Below are 15,491 nucleotides of genomic sequence, written 5' to 3'. Positions count from 1 at the left end.
GCCTGCTGGCCTGACCACTTCAGCGAACCACGGAATGAACGACCACACGGAGAACCCCGGGCGGCTGCCCCCGACCTGGAACGAAGCACTGGAAACCGGCGTGGCCACCATCGACCTGCAGCACAAGGTGCTGTTCGATCTGCTGCTGCGCACCCAGGAGGCGAGTGCACGTGGACTGCTGGTCGATCTGGACGGGCTGTTGCCACAGCTGCGTTCGTATGCGGACTACCACTTCCGCCATGAGGAAGACTGGATCCGGCAGCACGGTGGCGCCGAGGACACCACCCACGCCCGGCTGCACGCGGGTTTCCAGGCGCAGCTCGACCGGCTGCAGCAGCACCTGGATGAGGGACGGCTGCACATCCAGCCGGTGCTGGGCTTCCTGCGCGACTGGCTGCTCGACCACATCGCCCGCCAGGACGTGCCCCTGATCCGCGGCCTCGCGCAGGGCCACGGCCGTGTGGCTCAGTCCGGTGCGCCGACCGTCAGTGCGACCTCGGCCACGCCTTCAATGCGGCCGGTGATCAGGTCGCCCGGAACGACCGCGCCCACGCCTTCGGGCGTGCCGGTGTAGATCAGGTCGCCGGCTTGCAGGTGGTAGAACTGGGACAGGTCCGCGATGATTTCGCGGATGTTCCAGATCAGCTTGTCGACGTCGGACGACTGCTTCGTCTCTCCGTTGACCTCCAGCGCAATCGCGCCGCGCTCGATCACCACGCCTTCCATCGGCACGATCTCTGAGCAGACCGAGCCCTGCTCGATGTCCTTGCCCAGGTCCCAGGGGCGGCCCTTGTCGCGGGCCACCAGCTGCAGGTCGCGGCGCGTCATGTCCAGTCCGGCGCCGTAGCCGTAGATCACCTCGTGCGCCTGCTCGGCGCTGACGCGGAAGCCGGCCTTGCCGATGGCCAGCACCAGCTCCATTTCATAGTGGTAGTTGCTGGTGCCGGGCGGGTAGGCGACGGTGGCGCCGCTGGGTACCAGGGTCTGCGGCGACTTGGTGAAGTAGAACGGCCGCTCGGCGCTCTTGTCGACCGGCCTGCCCATCTCGACGGCGTGCGCGTGGTAGTTGCGGCCGACGCAGAAGATGCGGTTGATCGGGAAGCGCTCGGCGCGGCTGCGGATGGGCAGGGACTGGACGATGGGCGGGGCGAAGAGGTACTGGGTCATCTGGTGTCTCTGAGGAGTTATCGGGTTTCGTACACACCGAGCTTGCGATGCAGCGGCGACTCGTCGGCGATGAAGACGAAGGCGGGCTGGTCGGCCGAGCGGTTGCTCAGCGTCACGGGCTCGTAGCCGGGCGCGCAGCAGGTGTCGGCTTCGACCAGACCGAAGCTCTTGCCGCAGGTGGACACGTCCACACCCCCTTCGATCAGGTGGAACACCTGCGCAGGCGAGCGTGCAGGCAGCGTGAGCGTCTGGCCGGCTTTCAGCATCAGCGCGTAGAAGCCCAGGATGTTCTCGGCGTCGTCACCGGTTTCCGGGTTCACGTAGGTCACCTGCACGCATTCGAGGTCCGGCTGATTGGTGGCCATGGCCAGCAGCGCGGCGCGCGTGTCCACCCAGGGGTAGCGAAGCATGGGGTAGCGCCTGTCGCTGCGGTTGAACACCTGCGTCGGCACCACGCCGGCACGGGTCCAGGCGCGGTCGCCGCTGCCCTGTTTCACGGTCTGGCGCGAGCCGTTGATGTGGTAGCTCGCCTCCATGTAATAGACCAGCGGCAGGTCCAGCACGTCCAGCCACACCACCGGGTCGCTGCCGTCGTGGCCGTGTTCGTGCCACAGGCCGGTGGGCGTGAGGATCAGGTCGCCGCGGCTCATCGGGCACTTCTCGCCATCGACAGTGGTCCAGGCGCCTTCGCCCTCGACCACCATGCGCACCGCGTTGGGCGTGTGGCGGTGGCTGGGTGCCCATTCGCCGGGCAGCAGCAGCTGCATGCCCAGGTAGATGGCCGGGCTGGCCTTCATGTTCTCCAGCCCGTGGCCCGGGTTGGCCAGCACCAGCACGCGGCGCTCGGCCTTCTCGATGGGGGTCAGCTCGCCGGCCTTGAGCAGCAGCGGCTTGAGCGTGGCGTAGGGCCAGTGCACGGCCTGCGTGGCGCGCGTGGGCACACCCGGCGGCAGCACGGCGCGCAGGCTGGGCCACAGCGGCACCAGGTTGAGGTGCTTGAGGTCATCGCGGTAGTCCTGCGGCAGGTCTTCCAGGCGGCCGAGTGCATGGCTCATGTCTTGTCTCCTTGGGACGGATCGAGTCCGGCCGCATGCTAATGATCAGTGTGCTGATGATAAGAGGGCGGTTAGACTGGGTCAACCACCGACCATCCCCTGCCCACCACCCCCGCCCTGTTTGCCATGGACACCCCCGAACCCGCCGGACTTCAGATCGACCAGCAGCCCGGCTACGCGATCCGGCGTCTGCACCAGATCTCGGTCGGCATCTTTCTGCAGGAGGCGGGCGAGCTGGGTGTGACGCCGGTGCAGTACGCCGCCCTGCAGGTGGTGGGCAACCAGCCCGGCATCGACCAGCGCACCCTGGCCCGCAGCATCGCGCTGGACACCTCGACCACCGGCGGCGTGGTGGACCGGCTGGAGGCGCGGGGCTGGCTGGAGCGGCGCCTGTCGCCGCAGGACCGGCGCGCGCGCCAGCTGTTCCTGACACCGGCGGGCGAGCAGGGGCTGGCCGACACCGTGCCCGCCATGCTGCGCGCGCAGGAACAGATCCTGGCGCCGCTGACCCCGCGCCAGCGCACCGAGTTCATGCGCCTGCTGCAGGTGCTGGTGACGCAGAACAACGACCTGAGCCGCGCGCCGGCCGACGCCCGGTAGGCGCTGGTGACCTTGTCAGGCGAGGTCTTCGTGGAAGTCGGTGGCGCCAGGCTTCCAGTAGGCCGAGACCTTGACGTGGCTGCGCGGCCGTCCGCGTTCGTTCAGCAGGATGTCGCGCAGCCGCGCCATGCACGCGGCTTCGCCCGCACACCAGATAAAGCCGTCGCCTGCGGGCAGTTCCACCGTGCGCATGGCGTCGCACAGCGCCTCGACGGAGGGCAGCCAGCGCAGCTGCAGGCCGGGGCGCTCGGGCAGCGCGTGCTGGTCCTGCTCTTGCGGGGTGTGCAGCAGCACGGTGGTGGGGGTGCCTGCGGGCAGTTCGTCGAGCCGCCGCGCGATGGCGGGCAGCGCCGTCGCATCGCCGGCCAGCAGGTACCAGGGCAGGTCGTCCTCAATGATGATGGAGCCGCGGGGGCCGCCGATCACCGCCGCGTCGCCGACCTGGGCACGCTGCGCCCAGGTGCTGGCCGCACCGCCTTCGTGCAGCGCGAACACCAGCGTCAGTTCCTGGCGGGCCGCGTCGAAATGACGCGGCGTGTAGTCGCGCCGGTGCTCCTGTCCGTCCGCGCCGGTGAAGACGAACTTGACATGGTCGTCGAAGGACAGCGAGACAAAGCCGGCCAGCGCCGGCCCCCCGAAGGTCACGGCCAGCAGGCCAGGACCCAGCGGCTGGACATGGCGCACGCGCACGTCGCGGCGCAGCAGTTCGTGACGCACGCGGCGCGTCGGGGCGGGTGGGCGCTCTGTGGGAACAGGATGGGACATGGGATGGGTGAATTGATTGATAATGTCATCCATTCTGTCGCAATCAGTTGATGGAGTCAACCAATATGACGAAACTCTCCGATGACGACCTCATGGAGGCGGTGCACGACCTGATGCACCTGGCCCGCGCGCAGCTGCTGCGCCACATGCCAGACGATGGGCTGGGGCCGATGGAGGGGCGAGCGCTCGGCTTCTTCGTGCGCCACCCGGGCAGTACGCAGACCGACCTGGTGCAGCACGCGGCGCGGGACAAGGGCCAGCTGGCGCGACTGATCGCGGTGCTCAAGGACAAGGGTCTGCTGGTGGCGCGGCCGGACGAGCACGACCGCCGTGTGATCCGCCTCTATCCGACCGAAGCGGCGCAGCACCGGCACGAGTCCGTCATGCGCCACCGCCGCCAGGTGGCGGCCCGGGCCGCCCGCGGGCTGGATGCCCCGGAACGGCAGGCGCTGCTGCGCCTGCTGCGGCACATGCAGGACAACCTGCGCGATGGCGGTCTGTAACCGACGGGTAACCGGTTTCCTGGATAATTGAAACCAAATTACAGGCCGGCGTTCCCAGACCGTCCTGAAACGTTCGCCATCCAGGAGACCCCCATGCCCCAGCGCGCCACCAAAATCGTCGCCACCCTCGGTCCTGCTTCCAGCGACCCCGTCCTGCTGGAGGCCATGATCCGGGCCGGCGTCAACGTCGTCCGGCTGAACTTCTCGCATGGCAAGGCGCAGGACCACATCGACCGCGCCAACCTCGTGCGCGAGGCCGCACGCCGCGCCGGTCGCGAGGTCGGCATCATGGCCGACCTGCAGGGCCCCAAGATCCGCGTCGGCAAGTTCGCCGAAGGCAAGGTGATGCTCGAGCCCGGCCAGCCCTTCGTGCTGGATGCCTCGCGCACCGAGCCGGGCGACCTCTCGGGCGTGGGCCTGGACTACAAGGAACTGCCGCGCGACGTGAAAGCCGGCGACACCCTGCTGCTCAACGATGGCCTGATTGTCATGACGGTGGACAAGGTGGTGGGCGACGCGGTGTATACGACCGTCAAGCTCGGTGGCGAGCTGTCCAACAACAAGGGCATCAACAAGCAGGGCGGCGGCCTGACCGCGCCCGCGCTGACCGCCAAGGACATGGAGGACATCAAGACCGCCATGAGCCTGATGGCCGACTACGTGGCCGTGAGCTTCCCCAAGAACGCGACCGACATGGAGCTGGCGCGCCAGCTGTGCAACATGGCCGCGGCCCAGTACAACCACAAGCCCGGCCTGATCGCCAAGATCGAGCGCGCCGAGGCGATCCCCGAGCTGGCCAACATCCTGCGGGTGTCCGACGGCATCATGGTCGCGCGCGGCGACCTGGCGGTGGAGGTGGGCAACGCGGCGGTGCCGGGCCTGCAGAAGCGCATGATCAAGATGGCCCGCGAAATGGACAAGGTGGTCATCACCGCCACGCAGATGATGGAATCCATGATCGTCAACCCGGTGCCCACCCGCGCCGAGGTGTCCGACGTGGCCAACGCCGTGCTCGACGGCACCGACGCCGTGATGCTCAGCGCCGAGACCGCGGCCGGCAAGTACCCGTTGGAGACCGTGGAGCAGATGGCCGCCATCTGCCAGGAGGCCGAAAAGACCGACCACGACCCGCTGGAAGACGATTTCGTGGGCGCGACCTTCACCCGCATCGACCAGGCCATCGCCATGGGCGCGCTGTTCACCGCGCACCACCTCAAGGCCAAGGCCATCGTGGCGCTGACCGAGTCGGGCTCGACCGCGCTCTGGATGAGCCGCCACAGCGTGCGCATGCCGATCTACGCGGTGACCTCCAAGCTGTCCTCGCAGCGCAAGATGACGCTCTACCGCAATGTGCGGCCGCTGCTGGTGGACACCAGCGCCGACCGCGACACCGCACTGGCCGAGGCCGAGGCCGACCTGAAGGCGCGCGGCGTGATGCAGAAGGGCGACGTCTACGCGATCACGGTGGGCGAGCCCATGGGCACGCCGGGCGGTACGAATACCCTGAAGATCTGCAGGGCCGCCTGAATCCAGGTCGCTGAAGCGCACGTATCCGGGAGATGAGCCTTCTCCCGAACCTCTCGCGCCGTCGCTGGCTGGCCAGCCTCGGTCTGCTGCCCCTGCTGCAGGCCTGTTCGCCGCTGGCGCTGATCAATGCCACGGTGCCCACGGACACGCACCGCGCAATCACCGACCAGATCTACGGGCCCGACCCCCGGCACCGTCTGGACGTCTACCTGCCCCCGTCGCCCGTGTCCGATGCACCCGCCGTGCTGTTCTTCTATGGCGGCACCTGGAGCAGCGGCCGGCGGCAGGACTACCGGTTCGTCGGCGAAGCGCTGGCCTCGCGCGGCATCGTGGCGCTGGTGGCCGACTACCGCCTCAGCCCGCAGGTGAGCTACCCCTCGTTTGTGCAGGACAGCGCGCTCGCGCTGCGCTGGGCCTGGGACCGGGCGGAGCGGCTGGGCGCCAGCCCCAGGCGCCTGTTCGTGATGGGGCACAGCGCAGGGGCCTACAACGCTGCCATGCTGGCGCTCGACCCGCGCTGGCTGGGGGCGGTCGGTCTGGCGCCGCAGCAACTGGCGGGCTGGATCGGGCTGGCAGGGCCCTACGACTTCCTGCCCATCGATGTACGCGAGGCGCAGCTGGCGTTCGACTGGCCGGACACCCCGCTCGATTCCCAGCCCATGTTCCATGCACTGAGGGCGCAGCCGGCGCAAACCCCACCCGCTCTCCTGCTGGCGGCACGTGAGGACACCCTGGTCGATCCGCTGCGCAACAGCCAGGGACTGGCGCGGGCCCTGGCACGCCAGGGGGTGCCGGCCGACCTGGCGTTGCTGGACCGGGTCAGCCACACCACGCTGATCGGCTCGTTCGCGGTTCCGTTGCGCGGGCTGGCGCCGACGCTGGACCGGGTGAGCGATTTCGTCAGGGGGCCGTTGGCCTGAGGGCTTTAAAATTCCCTCCAGTTACAGACCGGTTACCAACTTTGACTAGGGGATTCTCATGGCGCTCGTTTCCATGCGCGAACTGCTCGACCACGCTGCGGCCAACGGCTACGGCATTCCGGCGTTCAACGTCAACAACCTGGAGCAGGTGCAGGCCGTCATGGCCGCGGCCGACGAGGTCGGCGCACCCGTCATCCTGCAGGCCTCGGCCGGCGCCCGCAAATACGCCGGGGAAGCCTTCATCAAGCACCTGATCCAGGCCGCCGCCGAGATGTACCCGCACATCCCGATGGTGATGCACCAGGACCACGGCACCAGCCTCAAGGTCTGCGAAGGCGCCATCGGCCTGGGCTTTGGCTCGGTCATGATGGACGGTTCGCTGATGGAAGACGGCAAGACGCCGGCCAGCTTCGACTACAACGTCGACGTGACCCGCAAGGTGGTCGAACTGGCCCACAAGACCGGCGTGACGGTGGAAGGTGAACTCGGCTGCCTGGGCAACCTGGAAACCGGTGACGCAGGCGAAGAAGACGGCATCGGCGCCGAAGGCAAGCTGGACCACAGCCAGATGCTGACAGACCCCGAGGAAGCCGCACAGTTCGTCAAGGCCACCCAGCTGGACGCGCTGGCGATCGCCATAGGCACCAGCCACGGCGCCTACAAGTTCAGCCGCCCGCCCACCGGCGACATCCTGGCCATTTCCCGCGTCAAGGAAATCCACGCCCGCATCCCCAACACCCACCTGGTGATGCACGGTTCGTCGTCGGTGCCGCAGGAACTGCGCGCTATCATCAACCAGTACGGCGGCGCCATGAAGGAAACCTACGGCGTGCCGGTGGCCGAGATCCAGGAAGCCATCAAGCACGGCGTGCGCAAGATCAACATCGACACCGACATCCGCATGGCCATGACCGGCGCGGTGCGCAAGTTCATGGCCGAGAACCCCGAGAAGTTCGACGCCCGCGAATGGCTCAAGCCTGCCCGCGAAGCCGCCAAGGCGGTGTGCAAGCAGCGTTACCTGGAATTCGGCTGCGAAGGCCAGGGCGCCAAGATCAAGGGCGAGACGCTGAGCGTGATGGCGGCCCGTTACGCCAGCGGCGAGCTGGCGCAAAAGGTGGTCTGAATCTGACGACCGACCTGCGATAATTCGCCGGAATGGTTCAAAGCCCGTTGACTGTTCAGTCATCGGGCTTTTTTCTTGTCTGTCACTTTCTCCGCGACCGATCATGAGCACCGCCCTGCACACCTCCGCCCTCAAGTCCCTGCCGCTGCTCGCACGCGGCAAGGTGCGCGACAACTACGCCGTGGGCGACGACCGCATCCTGATGGTGGCGTCCGACCGCATCAGCGCCTTCGACGTGATCATGGGCGAGCCCATCCCCGGCAAGGGCGCGCTGCTGACCACGCTCAGCCTGTTCTGGTTCGATCAGCTCGGCCCCAAGGGCCTGAACATCTGCCCCATCCACCTGACCGGCGAGGCGCCCGAAAGCGTGGTCTCGGCCGACGAGGCGGACCTGGTCAAGGGCCGTTCGATGCTGGTGCAGCGCCTCAAGCCGATCCCCGTGGAGGCCGTGGTGCGCGGCTACCTGGCCGGCAGCGGCTGGAAGGAATACCAGGAAAGCCGTTCGGTGTGCGGTGTGAAGCTGCCCGAAGGCCTGCAGAACGCGTCCAAGCTGCCCGAGCCGATCTACACCCCGGCGGCCAAGGCCGAGATGGGTGAGCACGACGAGAACATCACCTTCGAGAAGACGGTGGAGATGGTCGGCGCCGACATCGCTGCGCAGATCCGCGACAAGGCGATCGCGCTGTACAAGGCCGCGGCCGAGATCGCGCTGAAGAAGGGCATCATCATCGCGGACACCAAGTTCGAGTTCGGCCTGGACAAGAACGGTACCGTGGTGCTGATGGACGAGGTGCTCACGCCCGATTCCTCGCGCTACTGGCCCGCCGACCAGTATGTGGTGGGCAGCAACCCGCCCAGCTACGACAAGCAGTTCCTGCGCGATTGGCTGGAGACCGCCAAGGTCAACGGCCAGCCCTGGGACAAGGCGCCGCCCGCGCCGCGCCTGCCGCGCGAGGTGATCGAGAAGACCTCGGCCAAGTACCAGGAAGCGCTGACGCGGCTGATGGGCTGAGCGCCGAACCGCATCCCTGCACCGCCATGAGCCTGCCCGTCGATGTCGCCTCGGTCACCCATAGCGTGCAGCTGGCTGTGGCCCCCGTATTTTTCCTGACCGCCGTGGCCGGCATGATCAGTGCCGTGGCGGCGCGGCTGGCCCGCATCATCGACCGTGCGCGGGTGCTCGAAGAGCGGGTGCGCAGCTGCTCCGACCAGGAGCTGATCGCACGGCTGCTGCACGAGCTGGTGCTGTTGCGCAAACGCGGTCGCATCGCCAACTTCTCCATCGGGTGCCTGGCGCTGTGCGGCTTTTTCATCGGCGTCACCATCGTGTCCCTGTTCCTGGGACAGACCTGGGAAATGCAGTGGTCGCTGGTGGCCGTGAGCTGCTTCCTGCTGGGTGTGGGCTCTTTCCTCGTGGCGCTGGGCTGCTTCCTGTGGGAAACCGTGCTGGCCACGCACCTGCTGAACTTCAAGGTGCTGGAGATGGGGCGCGAGTACCAGCGCTGAGCGCCGCGGCCCAGCGAGACAAGGGTTGTTCGGCCGGTGGCGCCGGTTACGCAGAGGTTACTGGGTAGAGTGCGGTCACCGAACACCAGGAGACACACCATGTACACCGCCCACCCCCAGCGCTACGAGCGCATGCCCTACCGCACCGTCGGCAAGAGCGGCCTGAAGCTGCCCAGCATCACCCTCGGCCTGTGGCACAACTTCGGCGATGCCACGCCCATGGAAACGCAGCGCGCCATGCTGCGCACCGCCTTCGACGCCGGCATCACCCACTTCGATCTCGCCAACAACTACGGCCCGCCCTACGGCAGCGCCGAGACCAACTTCGGCGAGCACCTGCGCCGCGACTTCCGGCCTTACCGCGACGAGCTCATCATCTCCAGCAAGGCCGGCTACGACATGTGGCCCGGGCCGTATGGCCAGGGCGGCGGCTCGCGCAAGTACGTGCTGGCCAGCCTGGACCAGAGCCTCAAGCGCATGGGGCTGGACTACGTGGACATCTTCTATTCGCACCGCTTCGACCCGGACACACCGCTGGAAGAAACCATGGGGGCGCTGGCCACGGCGGTGCAGCAGGGCAAGGCTCTGTACGTGGGCATCTCCAGCTACTCGGCCGGCAAGACGCGGGAAGCCGCCGCCATCCTGCGGCAGATGGGCGTGCCGCTGCTGATCCACCAGCCGTCCTACAGCCTGCTCAACCGCTGGGTCGAGGAAGACCTGCTCGACACCCTGCAGGCAGAGGGCATGGGCTGCATCGCCTTCAGCCCGCTGGCGCAGGGCCTGCTGACGAACAAGTACCTGGGCGGCGTGCCGCAGGATGCGCGCATCAACCGCCCCGGCGGCGGTTCGTTCAAGGCCGACCACCTGAGCGAACAGAACCTGGTCCATGTGCGCGCGCTCAACGACATGGCGCAGGCGCGCGGCCAGAGCCTGGCGCAGATGGCTGTGGCCTGGGTGCTGCGCCACCCGGGCATGAGCTCGGCACTGATTGGTGCCAGCAAGCCCGAGCAGATCACCGAGCTGGTCGGCGCGCTGCAGAACCTGCACTTCAGTGCCGACGAGCTGGCCGCCATCGACCAGCACGCGGTGGACGGCGGCCTCAACCTCTGGAAGAAGCCTTCGACCGACCAGCGGCTTTGAGTGCGGGCGCAGCGCGCGCGGAGTCCAGCGACATCTCCTGCGCCAGCGCCAGCGACTCCTGCATCACCGCGCGGGTGGCCGGGCTGAGCGGACCGGTGCGCGCCAGCGCCAGCGCGATGTGGCGAACGATGGGCGGGTCGACCAGGCGCGCGGCCTGGAAGCGGTGCTGCTGACGCGCCACCTCGATGGCGTAGGACCCGAGCAGCGCGTAGGCGCCGCCCTGCGAGGCGATGCCCAGCTGCAGCGCCAGTGAGTCGGCTTCCAGCACCACATGGAGCTGCACGCCGCGCTGGCGCGCCACCTGCTCCAGCTGGTCGCGCCAGCTGCTGGGGCGGCAGAACGCCACCAGCGGCAGGCCGTCCAGTGCCTTGAACTTCACCGTCGGCTTCGCCGTCACCGCGTCACCCTCGGGGCCGACGAGAAAGGTCTCTGCCTCGGCCAGCGACAGCGCGTCGCTGCCGTTGGGCTGGCCGTGGCGGAACAGCAGGGCCAGGTCCAGGCTGCCGTCGTCCAGCCAGGTCTCCAGCTGCGCGCCTTGGCCCTCTCGCACGCTCAGCTGCACCAGCGGGTGCTGCTGGCGCAGGCGGGCGAACAGCGTGCTCACGAAGGGGTGGGCCAGCGAGGGGATGGTGCCCAGGCGCACGCGGCCCATGGTCTGGCCGGCGGTGGCGCGGACGTCATTCTCCAGCTGCTCGGTGTTGCTGAGCCAGACCCGCACCTTGGGCGCGATGCGCTGGCCGAAGGCGGTGAGCGCGACGCCGCGCCCGGTGCGCTCGAACAGGCGCCCGCCGCACCGCTGCTCCAGCTCGGCGATCTGCCGGCTCACATGCGGCTGGCTGGTGCCGTGCAGCAGCGCGACCTTGCTCAGGCTGCCGGTTTCGGCGGCGTCGAGGAACAGCTTCCAGAGCGCGGGATTCATGAATATGACATGCGTAATGCGTATGTCTGAAATGTACCGTCAGACAGTTCCGCTATGGGCGGCCTTGGCCGACAGTCCGTTCCACGGCGGCGGACCTGCAGGGCCCCGCCGCCCAGGCGGTCACCGGGCAGAAAGCGCGGCGGCTGTGCCGAACGAACCCTTTCACCCGAGGACACCGACATGAACGCCCTTGATCTGCGCGGCCTGAACCCCGCCCCCGTGACCCCCTTCACTCGCGACGGTGCCGTCGACTACGCGGCCATCCAGCGCCTGGGCCGCTGGCTCGCCAGCGTGGACGGCGTCAAGAGCCTGACCGTGCTCGGCCACGCTGGCGAGGGCACCTTCCTCGAACGCGACGAGCAGTTCAAGGTCATCGAGGCCTTCCGCAAGGCCGTGGACGACAAGCTGCCCATCATCGCGGGCATCACGCTCGAAGGCACGCAGGTCGCGGCGGCCGAAGCCAAGCGCGCCGTGGACGCGGGTGCTTCGGCCGGTCTGGTCTATCCCTCGCACGGCTGGCTGCGCTTCGGCTACCAGAAGGGCGCGCCGCAGGACAAGTACAAGGCCATCTTTGAGGCCAGCGGCCTGCCGCTGATCCTGTTCCAGTATCCCGACGCGACCAAGTGCACCTACGACCTGCAGACGCAGCTGGACATCGCCGCGTTGCCCGGCGTGTTCGCCATGAAGAACGGCGTGCGCAACATGAAGCGCTGGGACCGTGAGATCCCGGTCATCCGCCAGGAACGCCCGAACCTGCAGATCCTGACCTGCCACGACGAGTACCTGCTGCACACGATGTTCGACGTGGACGGTGCGCTGGTGGGCTATGGCTGCATCGCCCCCGAGCCGCTGGTCGAGATGATCAAGGCCGGCAAGGCCAAGGACTACAAGAAGGCGCGCGAACTGCACGACCGCCTGCTGCCGGTGACCGCCAACGTCTACCACCGCGGCTCGCACATGGAGGGTTCGGTTGCGCTGAAGTGGGCGCTGGTGGCGCGCGGCATCCTGGAGCACGCGACGGTGCGCAGCCCGCTGCTGCCGCTGGCCGAAGGCGCCGAGCACGAGATCGCAGCCGCCATGCGTGCCGCCGGCCTGGGCCTGGCGCAGTAAGGCCCCTCCCGGTGCGCCGGTCCACAAGGCCGGCGCACCTACCATCCACCCGTGGAGACAAGAATCATGAAGACCAAGATCTGGATGGCCGTCCTGGCGCTGGGGCTGTCGCTGATGGCGCCGGTGCAGGCGCAGGGCAAGTTCCCCGAGGGCACGCTGAAACTGGTGGTGCCCTTTGCCGCTGGTGGTGGTGTGGACCAGGCGGCGCGCCTGCTGGGCCGGCGGCTGCAGACCGACCTGGGCGTGACCGTGATTGTCGAGAACAAGGCGGGCGCCAGCGGCACCATCGGTGGCAAGGCGGTGCAGATGGCCGCGCCCGATGGCATGACCCTCTTGTTCTCTGCGGCCACCCATGTGCTGGCCCGACAGGTGCTGGCCAACCCGCCCTACGATCCGCAGGCCGACTTTGCGCCCGTGGCGCGTGTGGGCGAGGCGCCGCTGATGCTGGTGATTCCTCCTGGCGCGCCGCAGAAGACGCTGAAGGAGGTGCTGGACGCCGCGCGCGCGCAGCCCGACAAGTGGACCGCTGCCGTACCGGCCCTGGGGGCGCCCAGCCACCTGGCGACGCTGCTGCTGGCCCAGCAGGGCCGGGTTCAGCTCACCTTGACGCCGTACAAGGGGACGGCGCCTGCGCTGGCTGACGTGGCCGGCGGCCATGTGCAACTGCTCATGGATTCCATCATTTCCATACAGGCCATGGCGAAAAGCGGCAAGGTCAAGGCCATCGCCACCACCATGGCACGCCGCAGCAAGGTGGCGCCCGACGTGCCCACCGCGGCCGAAAGCGGCTATCCCGGCATGGTCTACGAGTCCTGGTACGGCGTCTGGGCGCCCAGGGGCACGCCGGAGGACCGGGTGCAGCAGCTGAACAAGGCCATCAACAAGGCGGTGGACCAGCTGGCGAAATCAGGCGCACTCGACACCCTGGGGATCGAGCCGGTGCAGGAGAGCACCGAGCAGTTCCGCAGGTACGTGACCACCGATGTGACCCGCAGTGCCGAGCTGCTCAGGGAGGCAGGATTCAAGCCGGAGTGAGGTGGTGTGTCCGCTGGCATGGGTTCCTTGGCCGTTCAACCTCTTGTAACGCCTGGGCGACAAACGGTCGGCTATAAGCCGGCCCATGATCACAACGACATGTTTCGTCCCGTCGGCGGCGGTGCGCAGGGGGCTGCTGTGTGCGGTGGTGCTGCTGTTGGCGGCTTGCGGGGGCGGTCGCCAGGATGGGGGCGGCTCGACCACGGTTGCGAACCCCGAGCGAGTCGCGGTCGCCGAGCAGGCGCTCGTTGAGGAGGGGGCCGGGCTCAACCGCGACGAGCTGGCTTCAGCCGAGGCTCAGGAGGCGGCCGATCCCGCGCAGCGGGACAGGCGCGCCGCCGCGCGCGCCAAGGCGGCTGCATCCTCGGTGCTGGTGTACCGATTCTTCAACGGACAGACCAGGGCGCACTTCTACACCACCAGCGTGGCCGAGCGCGACCGGGTTCGCGCCACGCTGCCCCAGTTCCAGTACGAGGGGGCGGCGTTTTCTGCCGTGGCCGGACCCGCCGAAGGACTCAGTCCGGTGCACCGCTTCTACAACACGGTCACCGGGGTGCACTTCTACACCATCAGCGAAGACGAGAAGAACCAGATTCAGGCGCGGCTGCCGCAGTTCCGCTACGAGGGCGTTGCCTACTACGCCAGCAAGGTGGCGGCGACCGGCTTCATTCCCCTCTACCGCTTCTATCTGTCGGCCAGAGGGTTTCACTTCTACAGCGCCTCTCATTCCGAGGCTGCACTGGCTCGCACCACGATGTCCCAGTACGCGGACGAAGGCGTGGGCTACTACGTGCCTGGCGTGCCCGAGCAGGTGGCCGGCGTGTCCAACCCGATCCTGTTCGTGACCCAGGTGCCGCACACCGTCGATTTTGCAGCGCGCATGTCCAGCTTCGGCAACCACCTGGCCAGGCCCGATCACGTCCCCCGCGGCGGGGATCTTTACATCCGCTACCCAGACGGAACCCTGCGCAACCTCACCCGCGAGGCGGGCTTCGGTTCGGACGGCATGCAGGGGGCGGCGGCCATCGCCGTGCGCGAGCCATCGGTGCACTGGAATGGGCAGAAGGCCCTGTTCAGCATGATCGTCGGCGGTCCTGCGACGCGCTACCAGGTGCGCGCCTACTACTGGCAGATCTATGAGGTCGACGGCCTCGGACGGGGCGAGACGGTCTCCATCCGCAAGGTGGCCAACCAGCCCGCCACCTACAACAACATTTCCCCGTTCTACGGCACCGACGACCGGATTCTGTTCACCTCGGACCGGCCGCGCGGGGGGGAGGCCCATCTCTACCCGCAGCTCGACGAGTACGAGAGCACGGCCACGGTGACCGGCCTGTGGAGCCTCGACCCGGCGTCGGGAGATCTGCGCCTGCTCAACCACGCTCCCAGCGGTGTGTTCTCGCCCACGATCGACAGCGCGGGCCGTATCGTCTTCACGCGCTGGGACCATCTGCAGCAGGACCAGCAGGCAGACGCCCAGCGCGCCGGTCAGGCCCAGTACGGCGCGACCACTCTCGCCAGCGAAGCGCCGGGTGCGGCCTCGCTGGGTCTGACGGACGAGGTATTTCCCGAGAAGCGGCAGGCCCACACCGGCCCGTTCGGCCGTGTGGCGGGTTACACCAACAACTTCTTCACCCCCTGGCAGATCAACGAGGACGGCAGCGACGAGGAAACGCTGAATCACGTGGGCCGCCATGAACTTTCGTTCAGCTACCTGGGCCAGTCTTTCCTGGACGACCCGGCGCTCACCTACTACGTCAGCTCGGCCTTTCACGCCAACACCAAGAACCTGCGCGGCGACGGCGGGCTGTTCCACATCCGTGAGGAGCCCGCGCGCCCCGGCCATTTCGTGGCGGTCAATGCGCGCGAGTTCGGCTCACTCACCACGAACCAGATCGTGCGCTTCAACGGCGGGGACGGCGCCAACCCCGACGCCATGCTGGTGACCGACGTCACCGCACCGGCAGGCAACGATGGCGCGGTCGCCGGTGGGCGTTTCCGCAATCCTTTGCCGCTGGTCAGTGGCACGCTGCTGGCCACCCACACGCCGACCGCCGCTGCGACGCCGGCGCAGATGACCCAGCTCCTGATCAAGCCGCTGGCGCCCGCGGCGGGCGGCCT

Annotated in this window: 15 protein-coding genes and 1 pseudogene; 12 read left to right on the top strand and 4 right to left on the bottom strand. The window is 68.0% G+C overall.

Annotation, left to right across the window (positions count from 1 at the left end; genetic code table 11):
* Positions 1-34: 34 nt before the first annotated feature.
* The gene (locus HFL01S_RS24910; protein ID WP_084383594.1) at positions 35-574 is read left to right on the top strand and encodes a bacteriohemerythrin; all 540 of its coding nucleotides are present in this window, start codon (positions 35-37) and stop codon (positions 572-574) included.
* Here HFL01S_RS24910 and HFL01S_RS23110 read toward each other — a convergent pair.
* Positions 466-1,167 carry a fumarylacetoacetate hydrolase family protein gene (locus tag HFL01S_RS23110; protein ID WP_066263330.1) on the bottom strand — a complete coding sequence of 234 codons (702 nt, stop codon included), beginning with the start codon at positions 1,165-1,167 and terminating at the stop codon, positions 466-468. The two genes, HFL01S_RS24910 and HFL01S_RS23110, sit on opposite strands and share 109 nt — an antisense overlap.
* Positions 1,168-1,184: 17 nt before the next feature.
* Positions 1,185-2,222, bottom strand: a complete 1,038-nt coding sequence (locus HFL01S_RS23105) for a cupin domain-containing protein (protein ID WP_066263327.1) — start codon at positions 2,220-2,222, stop codon at positions 1,185-1,187.
* A 126-nt stretch (positions 2,223-2,348) separates the two neighbouring features.
* Between HFL01S_RS23105 and HFL01S_RS23100 the strand changes: the two genes are divergently transcribed.
* On the top strand, positions 2,349-2,822 hold the full coding sequence (locus HFL01S_RS23100; RefSeq protein ID WP_066263324.1) for a MarR family winged helix-turn-helix transcriptional regulator: 474 nt from the start codon (positions 2,349-2,351) through the stop codon (positions 2,820-2,822).
* 15 nt (positions 2,823-2,837) lie between these two features.
* On the opposite strand, the gene HFL01S_RS23095 is transcribed toward HFL01S_RS23100, so the two are convergent.
* Positions 2,838-3,539 (bottom strand): siderophore-interacting protein, encoded by a 702-nt coding sequence (locus tag HFL01S_RS23095; protein ID WP_245644913.1) that lies wholly within the window; start codon positions 3,537-3,539, stop codon positions 2,838-2,840.
* Between the two features lie 113 nt (positions 3,540-3,652).
* Here HFL01S_RS23095 and HFL01S_RS23090 point away from each other — a divergent pair, with 113 nt between their 5' ends.
* The 7 genes from HFL01S_RS23090 (at position 3,653) to mgrA (ending at position 10,306) form a co-directional block, all read left to right on the top strand.
* Positions 3,653-4,090, top strand: a complete 438-nt coding sequence (locus HFL01S_RS23090; protein WP_066263316.1) for a MarR family winged helix-turn-helix transcriptional regulator — start codon at positions 3,653-3,655, stop codon at positions 4,088-4,090.
* Positions 4,091-4,183: 93 nt separating this feature from the next.
* Positions 4,184-5,617, top strand: a complete 1,434-nt coding sequence (gene pyk, locus HFL01S_RS23085) for a pyruvate kinase (protein WP_066263314.1) — start codon at positions 4,184-4,186, stop codon at positions 5,615-5,617.
* A gap of 32 nt (positions 5,618-5,649) precedes the next feature.
* Complete coding sequence (locus HFL01S_RS23080) at positions 5,650-6,537, top strand: alpha/beta hydrolase (RefSeq protein ID WP_066263313.1); 888 nt, start codon at positions 5,650-5,652, stop codon at positions 6,535-6,537.
* A gap of 58 nt (positions 6,538-6,595) precedes the next feature.
* A complete protein-coding gene (gene fba, locus HFL01S_RS23075; protein ID WP_066157026.1) occupies positions 6,596-7,660 on the top strand; it encodes a class II fructose-bisphosphate aldolase in 1,065 nt (354 codons plus the stop codon).
* 103 nt (positions 7,661-7,763) lie between these two features.
* Positions 7,764-8,672, top strand: coding sequence for a phosphoribosylaminoimidazolesuccinocarboxamide synthase (locus HFL01S_RS23070; RefSeq protein ID WP_066263311.1), 909 nt, complete (start codon positions 7,764-7,766; stop codon positions 8,670-8,672).
* 26 nt (positions 8,673-8,698) lie between these two features.
* Positions 8,699-9,166, top strand: coding sequence for a DUF2721 domain-containing protein (locus tag HFL01S_RS23065; protein WP_066263309.1), 468 nt, complete (start codon positions 8,699-8,701; stop codon positions 9,164-9,166).
* Positions 9,167-9,265: 99 nt separating this feature from the next.
* Positions 9,266-10,306, top strand: coding sequence for an L-glyceraldehyde 3-phosphate reductase (mgrA, locus tag HFL01S_RS23060; protein WP_066263307.1), 1,041 nt, complete (start codon positions 9,266-9,268; stop codon positions 10,304-10,306).
* Here mgrA and HFL01S_RS23055 read toward each other — a convergent pair.
* On the bottom strand, positions 10,266-11,225 hold the full coding sequence (locus HFL01S_RS23055) for a LysR family transcriptional regulator (RefSeq protein WP_066263305.1): 960 nt from the start codon (positions 11,223-11,225) through the stop codon (positions 10,266-10,268). The two genes, mgrA and HFL01S_RS23055, sit on opposite strands and share 41 nt — an antisense overlap.
* A gap of 180 nt (positions 11,226-11,405) precedes the next feature.
* Here HFL01S_RS23055 and HFL01S_RS23050 point away from each other — a divergent pair, with 180 nt between their 5' ends.
* The 3 genes and pseudogenes from HFL01S_RS23050 to HFL01S_RS23040 form a co-directional block, all read left to right on the top strand.
* Positions 11,406-12,335: a dihydrodipicolinate synthase family protein gene (locus HFL01S_RS23050; RefSeq protein ID WP_066263304.1), complete on the top strand. Its 930-nt coding sequence runs from the start codon at positions 11,406-11,408 to the stop codon at positions 12,333-12,335.
* 66 nt (positions 12,336-12,401) lie between these two features.
* Positions 12,402-13,370, top strand: a complete 969-nt coding sequence (locus HFL01S_RS23045) for a Bug family tripartite tricarboxylate transporter substrate binding protein (protein ID WP_066263302.1) — start codon at positions 12,402-12,404, stop codon at positions 13,368-13,370.
* 85 nt (positions 13,371-13,455) lie between these two features.
* Positions 13,456-15,491: pseudogene (locus HFL01S_RS23040) on the top strand (hypothetical protein); the annotation flags it as partial.

The organism is Hydrogenophaga flava NBRC 102514 (assembly GCF_001571145.1).
In the GTDB taxonomy this organism is placed as follows: Bacteria; Pseudomonadota; Gammaproteobacteria; order Burkholderiales; family Burkholderiaceae_C; genus Hydrogenophaga; species Hydrogenophaga flava.
Note: the sequence above shows the minus strand (reverse complement) of the source record. Positions and strands in the feature narration are given on the sequence as shown.